The sequence below is a fragment of the Enterobacter sichuanensis genome (assembly GCF_002939185.1).
Lineage (GTDB): Bacteria > Pseudomonadota > Gammaproteobacteria > Enterobacterales > Enterobacteriaceae > Enterobacter > Enterobacter sichuanensis.
Genome location: NZ_POVL01000056.1, coordinates 16,551 through 28,183, shown reverse-complemented (window position 1 = coordinate 28,183; position 11,633 = coordinate 16,551). Strand labels below are relative to the sequence as shown.

Annotated in this window: 14 protein-coding genes; 6 read left to right on the top strand and 8 right to left on the bottom strand. The window is 57.4% G+C overall.

Annotated features, from left to right (window positions below; all coding sequences use genetic code 11):
- Positions 1–31: 31 nt before the first annotated feature.
- Both C5687_RS20215 and C5687_RS20210 read right to left on the bottom strand, forming a co-directional pair.
- Positions 32–862 (bottom strand): N-acetylmuramoyl-L-alanine amidase, encoded by an 831-nt coding sequence (locus C5687_RS20215; protein ID WP_104557658.1) that lies wholly within the window; start codon positions 860–862, stop codon positions 32–34.
- Entirely contained in the window at positions 859–1,182 is a 324-nt protein-coding gene (locus C5687_RS20210) for a heavy metal-binding domain-containing protein (RefSeq protein ID WP_025756066.1), read from the bottom strand. Before C5687_RS20210 ends, C5687_RS20215 begins: the two co-directional genes overlap by 4 nt.
- Positions 1,183–1,279: 97 nt before the next feature.
- Here C5687_RS20210 and C5687_RS20205 point away from each other — a divergent pair, with 97 nt between their 5' ends.
- From C5687_RS20205 to artJ, 6 genes are all read left to right on the top strand, one after another.
- Positions 1,280–1,798, top strand: a complete 519-nt coding sequence (locus tag C5687_RS20205) for a lipoprotein (RefSeq protein WP_023326990.1) — start codon at positions 1,280–1,282, stop codon at positions 1,796–1,798.
- 226 nt (positions 1,799–2,024) lie between these two features.
- A complete protein-coding gene (gene artP, locus C5687_RS20200; protein WP_008500030.1) occupies positions 2,025–2,753 on the top strand; it encodes an arginine ABC transporter ATP-binding protein ArtP in 729 nt (242 codons plus the stop codon).
- 19 nt (positions 2,754–2,772) lie between these two features.
- Positions 2,773–3,504, top strand: a complete 732-nt coding sequence (gene artI, locus C5687_RS20195; RefSeq protein WP_025756068.1) for an arginine ABC transporter substrate-binding protein ArtI — start codon at positions 2,773–2,775, stop codon at positions 3,502–3,504.
- 6 nt (positions 3,505–3,510) lie between these two features.
- A complete protein-coding gene (gene artQ / locus C5687_RS20190) occupies positions 3,511–4,227 on the top strand; it encodes an arginine ABC transporter permease ArtQ (protein WP_025756069.1) in 717 nt (238 codons plus the stop codon).
- Positions 4,227–4,895 carry an arginine ABC transporter permease ArtM gene (gene artM, locus C5687_RS20185; RefSeq protein WP_025756070.1) on the top strand — a complete coding sequence of 223 codons (669 nt, stop codon included), beginning with the start codon at positions 4,227–4,229 and terminating at the stop codon, positions 4,893–4,895. The genes artQ and artM overlap by 1 nt, the downstream gene beginning before the upstream one ends.
- Before the next feature lie 180 nt (positions 4,896–5,075).
- A complete protein-coding gene (artJ, locus tag C5687_RS20180) occupies positions 5,076–5,807 on the top strand; it encodes an arginine ABC transporter substrate-binding protein ArtJ (protein WP_015571008.1) in 732 nt (243 codons plus the stop codon).
- A gap of 84 nt (positions 5,808–5,891) precedes the next feature.
- Here the strand turns inward: artJ and C5687_RS20175 are convergent, their stop codons facing one another.
- The 6 genes from C5687_RS20175 to potH form a co-directional block, all read right to left on the bottom strand.
- A complete protein-coding gene (locus C5687_RS20175; RefSeq protein ID WP_059385910.1) occupies positions 5,892–7,361 on the bottom strand; it encodes a sensor histidine kinase in 1,470 nt (489 codons plus the stop codon).
- Positions 7,345–8,052 (bottom strand): response regulator transcription factor, encoded by a 708-nt coding sequence (locus C5687_RS20170; RefSeq protein WP_059385909.1) that lies wholly within the window; start codon positions 8,050–8,052, stop codon positions 7,345–7,347. The genes C5687_RS20175 and C5687_RS20170 overlap by 17 nt, the downstream gene beginning before the upstream one ends.
- Before the next feature lie 72 nt (positions 8,053–8,124).
- Positions 8,125–9,252 carry a 23S rRNA (uracil(747)-C(5))-methyltransferase RlmC gene (gene rlmC, locus C5687_RS20165; protein ID WP_104557656.1) on the bottom strand — a complete coding sequence of 376 codons (1,128 nt, stop codon included), beginning with the start codon at positions 9,250–9,252 and terminating at the stop codon, positions 8,125–8,127.
- A gap of 40 nt (positions 9,253–9,292) precedes the next feature.
- Positions 9,293–9,766, bottom strand: coding sequence for a YbjO family protein (locus tag C5687_RS20160; protein ID WP_025756075.1), 474 nt, complete (start codon positions 9,764–9,766; stop codon positions 9,293–9,295).
- A gap of 65 nt (positions 9,767–9,831) precedes the next feature.
- Entirely contained in the window at positions 9,832–10,677 is an 846-nt protein-coding gene (gene potI, locus C5687_RS20155) for a putrescine ABC transporter permease PotI (protein WP_023310934.1), read from the bottom strand.
- Positions 10,674–11,627 (bottom strand): putrescine ABC transporter permease PotH, encoded by a 954-nt coding sequence (gene potH / locus C5687_RS20150; RefSeq protein ID WP_047958117.1) that lies wholly within the window; start codon positions 11,625–11,627, stop codon positions 10,674–10,676. Before potH ends, potI begins: the two co-directional genes overlap by 4 nt.
- Positions 11,628–11,633: the final 6 nt, after the last annotated feature.

Below are 11,633 nucleotides of genomic sequence, written 5' to 3'. Positions count from 1 at the left end.
CTAATCTTTCTTTCGGGGGCTTTCCGAAGAATTACCCCTGCCCGTATTTCTCCAGAAGCGCTTCGGCGATGGCCAGCGTTTCGACATCCGCGACACCGTTCCAGAGCTGCGGCCTGAAGTGCATCTGGAACACCATGATGATGCGTTTCTGCTGGGCGGGAGTGCTGTTATCAGGCACTTCGTAACCATAGCGCGCGAGCAGCTCCAGCAGCGCGGCGGTGTCCACCGTCTGATAAGGCGGCCGGCCATTCATATAAAATGCCACCCGGTCAGCATCAGGCCACGCGCCAATTCCCTGCTGCGCCAGCTCACGCCAGGGGAAAAGCGGTCCGGGATCGTCCTTGCGCTGCGGCGCAATATCCGCATGAGCCACCACGTTCTCAGGCTTGATGTTGTAGCGGGCGATAATATCTTTAGCAAGCGGGACCAGCGCCGCTATTTGCGCTGGTGCGAACGGCGTAAAATGCTTCACCCCGGCCGTTTTCTGCCAGCCACGGTTCTCCAGCTCAATGCCCACCGAGGTATCATTGATACGGTTGGTGCCGCGCCAGAAGCTGATACCCGCATGCCAGGCCAGTTCGCTTTCAGGCACCAGCTGCCAGATGCGCGGCTTACCGTCGGGGGCAGGCGGTGTGGCAGGGATCAAATAGTGAGAGCTGACGTTTTTATCCGTCAGCGTGGCCAGCGAGCTGTCAAAATCATCCGCGGTGTAGTGAAGAACCAGCACCTTTATGCGCGGATACGCCGCCTGGGCCTGATGGCGCGTATCCAGCTCGTAGGCACCTTTATCGACAATCCCTTTTTCCGAGACACATCCTGCCAGCAACAGCGCCAGCAGGAGTGGGGCAAACGCACGCCTCATCGCAGGGTTTTCACCGCCGTACCGCTTACGCTCACCATCAGCATGCTGCCGTCTTTGCCGACCGTTTCGTAGTCGATGTCGATCCCCACAACCGCATCCGCGCCGAGGGCTTGCGCCTGCTCGCCGAGCTCTTTAAAAGCAATTTCGCGCGCTTTGCGCAGCTCTTTTTCGTACGCGCCAGAGCGGCCGCCCACGATATCGCGAATACCGGCAAAAAAGTCACGGAAGATATTGGCACCGAGAATCGCTTCACCGGTGACCACGCCGCAATACTCGGTAATGGTCTGCCCTTCCAGGGTTGGCGTTGTTGAAAACTGCATGGTTTCTCTCCTTCTTTAGCGTTCAATGCCTTAGGGACAGCATTATCGGTTCGTTACGCTATGATTGAAAGGATAGTTAATAAATAAGGAAATCAACATGCGCTATTCAGCTTTAACACTTTTAGTGCCCTGCGCGCTGGTGCTCAGCGCCTGTACCACCACGGTCACGCCAGCCTTTAAGGATATCGGTACCCGCAGCGGCCCCTGTATCGAGGGCGGCCCGGATACCGTGGCGCAACAGTTCTATGATTATCGCATTCAGCACCGCAGCAACGATCTTACCGGTCTGCGCCCGTACCTGAGCGATGGGCTGGCAAAACTGCTCAACGACGCCACCCGCGATCCGCAGCACAACGCGCTGCTGAAGTCCGACCCGTTCTCCAGCCGCACCACGCTGCCAGACAGCGCCGAGGTGGCCAGCGCGTCCACCATTCCGAACACCGATGCGCGAAATATTCCGCTGCGCGTGAAGCTGACCCAGGGCAGCCAAACCTGGCAGGATGAAGTGCTGATGATCCGTGAAGGCCAGTGCTGGGCGGTGGACGACGTGCGCTACGTTGGCGGCAGCGTTCATGCCCCGGCCGGCACGCTTCGCCAGTCGATTGAGAATCGCTAACTTCTGCGATACCGCGCGGTAACCCCCGTAAAATGTGCGGCATTTCATGCGGAATGCCGACATTTATACTCGCCGACCTTGCCGCTCGCTATTTTGTGCTATGTTTAAGGGGAAACACGGGTTATATTTAACTTTTAACGCAGAAATATTGCATAACTATTCTGTCAACGGTACTATCTGCGGCCTCAATTGCTATAGATTGCCTGGATGAGTAAAGACTGCCCCGATGAGTATTAAACTAAACGGCATTAACTGCTTCTACGGCGCACACCAGGCGCTGTTTGACATCACGCTGAACTGCCCGGAAGGCGAAACGCTGGTTTTGCTGGGTCCAAGCGGCGCAGGCAAAAGCTCCCTTCTGCGTGTCCTTAATCTGCTTGAAATGCCCCGTTCAGGTACGCTGGCTATCGCCGGTAACCATTTTGACTTCGCCAAAACGCCCTCTGATAAGGCGATTCGCGAACTGCGTCAAAACGTCGGCATGGTCTTCCAGCAATACAATCTCTGGCCGCATCTCACCGTACTGCAAAACCTGATTGAAGCGCCATGCCGCGTGCTGGGCTTAAGCAAGGATCAGGCGATCGCGCGTGCGGAAAAGCTGCTGGAGCGTCTGCGCCTTAAGCCCTACAGCGACCGCTACCCGCTGCACCTTTCCGGTGGCCAGCAGCAGCGCGTGGCGATTGCCCGTGCGCTGATGATGGAGCCTGCGGTACTGCTGTTTGATGAACCGACGGCGGCGCTGGATCCGGAAATCACCGCTCAGATCGTCAGCATCATTCGCGAGCTGGCGGAAACCAACATTACGCAGGTTATCGTCACCCACGAAGTGGAAGTGGCGCGAAAAACCGCCAGCCGTGTGGTCTATATGGAAAACGGGTATATCGTTGAGCAAGGTGATGCGAGCTGCTTCGCGAATCCGCAAACCGATGCCTTCAAAAACTATTTATCTCATTGATTGTGTCAGGGGAAATATAATGAAAAAAGTATTACTTGCCGTGCTGCTTGCTGGCGTTACCCTTTCCGCTACCGCAGCCCAGACCATTCGTTTCGCCACGGAAGCGTCTTATCCTCCGTTTGAGTCTATGGATGCGAACAACAAAATTGTTGGCTTCGACGTAGACCTGGCGAATGCCCTGTGTAAAGAGATCGATGCGACCTGCACCTTCAGCAACCAGGCGTTCGACAGCCTGATCCCAAGCCTGAAGTTCCGCCGTATCGACGCCGTGATGGCCGGTATGGACATCACCCCTGAGCGTGAAAAGCAGGTGCTGTTCACCACCCCGTACTACGACAACTCCGCCCTGTTCATTGGTCAGAAAGGCAAATTCACCTCTGTCGATCAGCTGAAAGGCAAAAAAGTGGGCGTGCAGAACGGCACCACCCACCAGAAATTCATCATGGATAAGCATCCGGAAATCACCACCGTTCCGTATGACAGCTACCAGAACGCGAAGCTGGATCTGCAAAATGGCCGTATCGATGGCGTATTTGGTGATACCGCGGTCGTGACTGAATGGCTGAAAGCCAATGACAAGCTGGCGCCAGTGGGCGACAAAGTGACCGATAAGGACTACTTCGGTACCGGTCTGGGGATTGCCGTTCGTCAGGGCAACACTGAGCTGCAGCAGAAATTCAACGCTGCGCTGGAAAAAGTGAAGAAAGACGGCACCTACGAAACCATCTACAAAAAATGGTTCCAGAAGTAATTCCTGATGAATGAAATTTTTCCTTTAGCAAGCGCCGCCGGGATGACCGTCGGCCTTGCCGTTTGCGCACTGATTATCGGCCTTGTGCTGGCGATGTTCTTTGCGGTGTGGGAATCCGCGAAATGGTTCCCCGTCGCCTGGACAGGCTCCGCGCTGGTCACCGTGCTGCGTGGACTACCGGAAATTCTGGTGGTCCTGTTTATCTATTTCGGCTCCTCACAGCTGCTGCTTACGCTGTCGGACGGCTTTACCCTCAATCTCGGTTTTGCGCAGATCCCGGTGCAGATGCAGATTGAAAACTTCGACGTCAGCCCGTTCCTGTGCGGCGTGATTGCCCTCTCCCTGCTCTACTCCGCGTACGCCTCGCAAACCCTGCGCGGTGCGCTGAAGGCCGTGCCGCAGGGGCAATGGGAGTCGGGTCAGGCGTTAGGGTTGTCGAAATCCGCGATCTTCTTCCGTCTGGTGATGCCGCAGATGTGGCGTCATGCCCTGCCGGGCCTCGGCAACCAGTGGCTGGTGCTGCTGAAAGATACCGCGCTGGTAAGCCTGATAAGCGTTAACGATTTGATGCTGCAAACCAAAAGCATCGCCACCCGTACCCAGGAACCCTTTACCTGGTACATTGTGGCGGCGGCGATCTACCTGGTGATCACGTTGCTCAGTCAGTACATCCTCAAGCGGATTGACCTGCGTGCCACGCGCTTTGAACGGAGACCAGGCTGATGCTTGAATACTTTCCCGAGCTGATGAAAGGGCTGCACACCAGCCTGACGCTGACCGTGGCGTCCATCATCGTGGCCCTGATCCTGGCGCTCATTTTCACCATCATCCTGACGCTGAAAACGCCGGTGCTGGTGTGGATTGTGCGCGCTTATATCACCCTGTTTACCGGTACGCCGCTGCTGGTGCAGATATTCCTGATTTATTACGGCCCGGGCCAGTTCCCGTCGCTGCAGGAGTATCCGGTTATCTGGCACCTGCTTTCTGAGCCGTGGCTGTGTGCCCTGATAGCCCTTTCGCTGAACAGCGCGGCCTATACCACCCAACTGTTCTATGGGGCGATCCGTGCCATTCCGGAAGGACAGTGGCAGTCCTGCGGGGCGCTGGGCATGAGCAAGAAAGACACGCTGGCGATCCTGCTGCCGTACGCCTTTAAGCGCGCCCTCTCCTCTTACTCCAACGAAGTGGTGCTGGTGTTCAAGAGTACCTCTCTGGCCTACACCATTACGCTGATGGAAGTAATGGGGCATGGACAGCTGCTGTACGGACGCACCTATGATGTGATGGTATTCGGCGCGGCGGGCGTGGTGTATCTGGTGGTGAACGGTCTGCTGACGCTGATGATGCGCCTGATCGAGCGTAAAGCGCTGGCGTTTGAGCGCCGGAATTAGTCGGGTGACGGCTTCGCCTTACCCGACCTACAGAATGCATAAAATATAAACATCAATGCGGGTAACCTTCTGGTTATCCGCTTTTTTTTATATCACAAATAATATTTAATCATTTTTATTGAATATAAATTCATTTACTGGCATTGTTTATTCATAGGACCTACAGACGGGAGTATGATAATGAAAAAGTTAGTTCTGGCCGCTTTACTGGCAACGTTCGCCGCTGGCGCATCCGCTGCGGATAAAATCAATTTTGGCGTTTCCGCCACCTATCCGCCGTTTGAATCGCTGGATGCCAGCAACCAGATCGTCGGTTTCGATATCGACCTGGCGAAAGCGCTGTGCAAACAGATGCAGGCCGACTGCACCTTTACCAACCATGCCTTCGACAGCCTGATCCCGTCGCTGAAATTTAAAAAATACGATGCGGTGATCTCCGGTATGGACATCACGCCTGAGCGCAGCAAGCAGGTGGCCTTCACCGACCCGTACTACGCCAACTCGGCGGTGGTGATTGCGAAGAAAGGGGCGTACAAGTCGTTCGACGAGCTGAAAGGCAAACGCATCGGGATGGAAAACGGCACCACCCACCAGAAGTACCTGCAGGACAAGCATCCTGAAGTGAAAACCGTGGCCTATGACAGCTACCAGAATGCAATTATCGACCTGAAAAACGGCCGTATCGATGGCGTATTCGGTGATACCGCCGTGGTGAACGAATGGCTGAAAACCAACCCGCAGCTGGGCACCGCCACGGAAAAAGTGACCGATCCACAGTACTTCGGCACGGGTCTGGGTATCGCGGTTCGTCCGGATAACAAAGCCCTGCTGGAAAAACTGAACGGCGCGCTGAAAGCGATTAAAGCCGACGGTACGTATCAGAAAATCAGTGAGCAGTGGTTCCCGCAGTAAGTTTTTTTGCCGGGTGGCGGCTACGCCTTACCCGGCCTGCGGGGGGAATTCCAGGCCGGATAAGCGTAGCGTCATCCGGCAATTCTACAGCGGAACAAAGAAGCGAAAACGCGCCCCACTCACCGACTCCATCAGCCTGATCCCGCCTCCGTGCAGCTCCAGCATCCGTTTCACAATCAGCAGTCCTAACCCGCCGCGATCCTCGCGTGATGCCTGGGTCGTCAACGCCGATGGCCGCTGGAACAGATCGTCGCGCAGCGCGGCATCAACACCCGTTCCGTTGTCGGCCACTTCAACCTGAAGCTGTTGATTCTCCTGCCAGACCGCCAGACGGATCTCCCCGCCGGCTGGCGTATGCCGCATCGCGTTATCGAGCAGGTTGGTCACCACCCTCTCAATCATCGACACATCGGCATTAATCAGCGGCAGCGGTCCCGGCACATCAATATGCAGGTTCACCTCCCGGGTGCGGGCGGTTAATTCAAACTTCTGCGCCACGTCTGAAATCAGCTCCGCCATCGCGAAACGCTCGCGCTGCGGTTTAATGCCGCCATGTTCAAGACGCGCCAGCTCAAACAGCTGCTGGGAGAGATGTCGCACCTTCTGCCCCTGACGCAGGGCGGTGGCGAGATACTGCTGGTGCTCCTGCGGCGTCAGGGTCGCGGATTTGAGCGACAGGGTTTCGAGATAGCCCAGCAGCGACGTCAGCGGTGTGCGGAGATCGTGTGAGATATTGGCGATAAACTCCCGGCGCTGGCGATCGCTGTCCGCCAGCTGATCCCATTGTTGGGTGATTTTCCGCGCCAGTTCGATAAAACTGTTGCGCAGGAGCGCCACTTCATCTTTCGCCGCCGCGTCCGGCTGCTGCGCCGCCAGCTGCCTGATGGCGCTGATGCTGTCCTGCTCCAGCCTGGCCACTTCACGGGTCAGGCGTTTGACCGGACGCGTGACCCAGTACCAGATCAGTAAGCCCGCCAGCAGTCCAAACAGCGCTACCCACAGCAATGACCAGAGGACGGTACTCCACAGCGCCTTATGCCAGGCCATTTCCGCCAGCGCGTTCGACTCCTCGCCCTGCAAAATAATGTACAGATAGCCTTTAAGCTCACCGTCCTGACGCAGCGGCGTCGCGCTGAAGACTTTTTTACTCTGGCTGCGCGGATCGTCGCCATAGATCGGCATGACCTCGCCGCTGAGGAAGCTCTGCACCGGAGCAAGGTCGATGGTTTGTCGCTGAATATGGCCGGGCGGCGCGGCATCGGCCAGCAGCGTGCCGTCCGGGGAGACGACGTACAGCTCAACGCTGGGGTTAAAGGTCATCAGTCGGCCAAACAGCGGTTTCAGCGCGCTGCGGTCAACCCTGCCCTGCGCGTCCAGAATCGGTTCACGCTGGACAATCTGCTGCGCCAGCCCGCCCGACAACCGCTGCACCATCGCATTACCGTACTGCATACTGCTGTAGAGCTGTACCGCACAGGCGACGGTGGCGCAGAGCATCATCAGCAGGATAAACAGCAGCGTCAGACGCTGGCTGAGACTAAAGCGGCGCATCATGGTGCGCCTCCGCAAATTTGTAGCCCTTGCCCCAGACGGTGCGAATAATCTCCGGCTCGGCGGCATCCTTCTCAATCTTGATGCGCAGGCGGTTGATGTGGGTGTTCACAGTGTGCTCGTAGCCTTCGTGCTGGTAGCCCCAGACCTGCTCCAGCAGGGCCAGACGCGAAAACACCTCGCCAGGATGACGGGCAAAGAAGTAGAGCAGCTCGAATTCACGCGGGGTGAGATCCACCACCTGGCCATGAAGCAGCACGCTGCGCGCCAGCGGATCGATGGTCAGACCATGAGCCTGAATGTGACCGTCGGTTTGCGCCTGGCCCATCGCCTGCTGGCGGCGAAACAGGGCTTTGATACGCGCAATCAGCTCCTGCACCGAAAACGGTTTTGCCAGATAGTCATCGGCACCGGTTTCCAGCCCGGTAATGCGGTCGGTTTCGCTGCTGCGGGCGCTGATAATGATGACCGGCAGGTAACGCGTCATCTGACGAATACGGCGGCAAATCTCCAGCCCGTCAACGTTGGGCAGCATCAGGTCGAGGATCACCGCATCCCACGCCTGTTTTTCAAGACGCTGCAGGGCGTTGGCCCCGTCGGGCTCGTGGGTGATGGCGTAGCCTTCGTCTTCTAAATTGAGTCGCAGAAGCGCCGCGATATCGTGGTCATCTTCCACCAGCAGGATCTGCTTCATGGGTAAGCCTTCATTCATGTCTTATGACGTAAGCTTACCTGATTTCGCAGGGATGAAGAGTTCACATTTTGTTTAAGATTTTACGAGCAACGTCAGCACTTCATAATGGGCGGTATGCGGGAACATATCGAAAAGCTGAACGCGTTCAACGCGATAGCCCGGCAGTTGAGCGATGTCTTTCGCCATGGTCTGCGCATTGCAGCTGGAGTAGATGATGTACTCCGGCGCCATCTGGCTCAGGTAGTCGCACAGCGCCTTGCCGATGCCACGGCGCGGCGGGTTGACCAGCACCAGCGCCGGCACGTTGCCCTGGCCGGTCGCGAACTGCGTGGAGTCCAGCGCCTGGAAGTGGATATTCGTCAAACCCAGCCCGGCGGCGGACTGTTTCGCACAGGCAATGGCTTCGGCAGAGATCTCAATCCCGGTGAGCTGCATCTCGGGCGTGGCGCAGTGCAGGCCAAAACCACCGACGCCGCAGAACAGATCCCACATATGATGGATATTCAGCGACCGTACCCAGTCGCGGGCGGTGGCGTATAACGCACTCGCCACCGTCGGGTTCGTCTGGAAGAAGCTTTGCGGGCGGATCCACAGCGGCACGCCGTTGAAGTTCTCGGCCAGTGCATGGCGCTCGGTCAAGTAGATCTCTTTCTCCCCTTCCATGATCGCCATATGCACTGGCTGGATGTTAGCGGTTATGACCTTTAACTGCGGAAGCTGTTCCTGCAGCCACGGCAGCGCCTCGCGCAGCTGCTCCAGTTTGGTTTCCGAGCGCAGCACAAAACGCAGCATCATGCCGCCATCTGCCTGACTCTCCGTCAGCAGCAGGTATTTCAGTTCACCGCGCTTGCGGGCGACGTTATAAGGCGTTAACCCGGCCCGCGCGATAAACGGTTTAAGCGCGGCAAAAACAGGCGCAAAGGAGGCTGGATAGAGCGGGCAGTCGGTCAAATCTTCCGGCGTGCCGTCGCGATGCAGCATCCCGAGCAGCGGTTTTTCAACGCTGCCGCTGACCACCATTTTCGCTTTATTACGAAAGCCCTGTTCCGGGCCGCTGACGGGTGCGCACCACTCCGCCACCGCGTGTGCTGCCAGCAGCTGTTGCAGGTCGGCCATTTTGGCGGTGAGTTGTTGAGAGACCGGCTGTTCTATCCACTGACAGGAGCGGCAGCGTCCGGCGACATAGAGTGCGCACTGCATATGAAAACCTTAAGGAAAGCGAGGGCAGCGATTATACACATTATTGCAGGCGGAAGAACCGTCGGCTTGAAGCTGGCGCAAAGAGCAACAGGAGCACCAGCATATCCGGTAATTTCTGCATGACCAGCGCGTGGAAGATTTCGCGTTTGGATCCGCCGGCAATGCTGAACAGTTCCGGGTAGCCGTATCCCAGCGAAGCCGCCCACAGATAGCTCGCCGCGGTTACCTGCGTCAGCAGATAGACCCAGCGCGCCCAGTTGCGCCCTTTGACCAGCGAGAATGCGCAGTAGATCTCGATAAACACCAGCATCAGGCTGCTCAAAAAGACCAGCGTCAGGTTCCACGTCTGCACGCTGCGGTGAATGAACTCACCGATGCCGCGCACGCCCAGGGTGTTGAGAATCATCAGCACATCCAGGCAGCGGATCATAATAATGGCGAGCGCCGCCACCTGAACCAGAGCAGGAACGTTAGGACGCGCGTGCGTAATACGTGATTTCTTTAATAATCCCAATGTTTTACTTCCCTGAAAAACAGTGCCGCGTCATGCGCGGCACATCACTGGAAATTTTAAATCCTTCAGCCGCGTCTTGCACGCTGGATATCACGCACGCGCTGCTTTTCCGCGCGCGCCATCAAATACCAGGCGATAAATCCGACAATTCCGACCACACCGAGGATGATCGAGGCCAGAGCGTTGATCTCCGGGTTGACCCCCATGCGTACGCTGGAGAAGACCAGCATCGGCAGCGTCGTCGCGCCCGGGCCGGAGACAAAGCTGGCGATCACCAGATCGTCGAGCGACAGGGTAAACGCCAGCAGCCAGCCAGAGATCACCGCCGGCATAATCATCGGCAGGGTGATGATGAAAAAGACCTTCAGCGGCGTCGCGCCGAGATCCATCGCCGCCTCTTCAATGGAGCGATCCAGCTCGCGCAGGCGCGAGGAGATCACCACCGCGACATACGCGGTACAGAAGGTGACGTGCGCCAGCCAGATGGTGAGCATGCCGCGATCTGCCGGCCAGCCGATGGCATGCGCCAGCGCCACGAACAGCAGCAGCAGCGCAAGACCGGTGATGACGTCAGGCATGACCAGCGGCGCGGTGATCATAAAGGCAAACCCGTTCGAACCGCGAAAACGGCCGAAGCGCACCATCACCAGCGCGGCGATCGTGCCCAGAACGGACGCCATTGTCGCCGCCAGCGCCGCAATGGTCAGGCTCAGCCCCACCGCGCTCATCATCGCATCATCGTGGAACAGCTCGCTGTACCAGCGCGTCGACCAGCCGGCCCACACCGTCACCAGTTTGGAGCTGTTGAATGAGTAGATCACCAGCATCAGCATCGGTGCATACAGGAAGGTGAAGCCGATAACCAGGATCGCTATTCGCCACGGGGAGCGCACTACCGGTAAGTTGTTCATCCGTGGTCTCCCATCTGTTTCTGCTGATGCTTGTGGAACCACATGATCGGCACGATCAGCAGCAGTAACATCACGATCGCCACCGCCGACGCCACCGGCCAGTCGCGGTTATTGAAGAACTCCTGCCACAGCACGCGACCAATCATGATGCTGTCTGGCCCGCCGAGCAGTTCCGGGATCACAAACTCCCCTACCGCCGGGATAAAGACCAGCATCGACCCGGCGATAATGCCGCCTTTGGTCAGCGGGACAATGACGCTGAAGAAGGTTTTTAACGGACGGGCACCGAGATCCAGCGAGGCTTCCACCAGCGAGTAATCAATACGCGTCAGCGCCGTATAGATCGGCAGCACCATAAACGGCAGATAGGCGTACACAATGCCAATATAAACCGCGAGGTTGGTGTGCAGGATTGTCAGCGGCTGATCGATAACGCCTAACCACATCAGGAAGTTGTTCAGCACGCCGTTGTTTTTCAGGATCCCCATCCACGCGTAAACGCGGATCAGGAACGAGGTCCACGACGGCAGGATCACCAGCAGCAGCAAAATATTCCGCGTCGACGGTTTACTGTGCGCCACGGCCCATGCCAGCGGATAGCCCATAACCAGACAGCAGAGCGTCGAGATCGCCGCCACCTGCAGCGACTGCAGGTACGCCTCGAAATAGAGCGGGTCATCCGTCAGTTGCAGGAAGTTGCCGAGATTCAGCGTCAGCGTCAGTTGCCCGTCGGCCCAGTCCAGCAGGTTGGTGTAGGGCGGGATCGCCCGCGCCATTTCCGCCAGGCTTATCTTGAAAACAATCAGGAACGGCAGCAGAAACAGCAGGATCAGCCACACGTAAGGCATGGCGATCACCAGCTTGCGGCCGTGGTTCATCTGCATGCGCGTCAGCCAGCTGGCAACGCCGCCCGGTTTACCTGCGCGGGCAGGAGGTTCAAGTGTACTCATTGGCCG

Coding starts and splice junctions, on each gene's coding strand:
- C5687_RS20175 (WP_059385910.1), bottom strand. CDS start 7,361: ATGATGCGCCGCTTTAGTCTCAGCCAGCGTCTGACGCTGCTGTTTATC.
- rlmC (WP_104557656.1), bottom strand. CDS start 9,252: ATGCAGTGCGCACTCTATGTCGCCGGACGCTGCCGCTCCTGTCAGTGG.
- artJ (WP_015571008.1), top strand. CDS start 5,076: ATGAAAAAGTTAGTTCTGGCCGCTTTACTGGCAACGTTCGCCGCTGGC.
- C5687_RS20170 (WP_059385909.1), bottom strand. CDS start 8,052: ATGAAGCAGATCCTGCTGGTGGAAGATGACCACGATATCGCGGCGCTT.
- C5687_RS20215 (WP_104557658.1), bottom strand. CDS start 862: ATGAGGCGTGCGTTTGCCCCACTCCTGCTGGCGCTGTTGCTGGCAGGA.
- artM (WP_025756070.1), top strand. CDS start 4,227: ATGCTTGAATACTTTCCCGAGCTGATGAAAGGGCTGCACACCAGCCTG.
- C5687_RS20210 (WP_025756066.1), bottom strand. CDS start 1,182: ATGCAGTTTTCAACAACGCCAACCCTGGAAGGGCAGACCATTACCGAG.
- potI (WP_023310934.1), bottom strand. CDS start 10,677: ATGAACAACTTACCGGTAGTGCGCTCCCCGTGGCGAATAGCGATCCTG.
- artQ (WP_025756069.1), top strand. CDS start 3,511: ATGAATGAAATTTTTCCTTTAGCAAGCGCCGCCGGGATGACCGTCGGC.
- potH (WP_047958117.1), bottom strand. CDS start 11,627: ATGAGTACACTTGAACCTCCTGCCCGCGCAGGTAAACCGGGCGGCGTT.
- C5687_RS20205 (WP_023326990.1), top strand. CDS start 1,280: ATGCGCTATTCAGCTTTAACACTTTTAGTGCCCTGCGCGCTGGTGCTC.
- artI (WP_025756068.1), top strand. CDS start 2,773: ATGAAAAAAGTATTACTTGCCGTGCTGCTTGCTGGCGTTACCCTTTCC.
- artP (WP_008500030.1), top strand. CDS start 2,025: ATGAGTATTAAACTAAACGGCATTAACTGCTTCTACGGCGCACACCAG.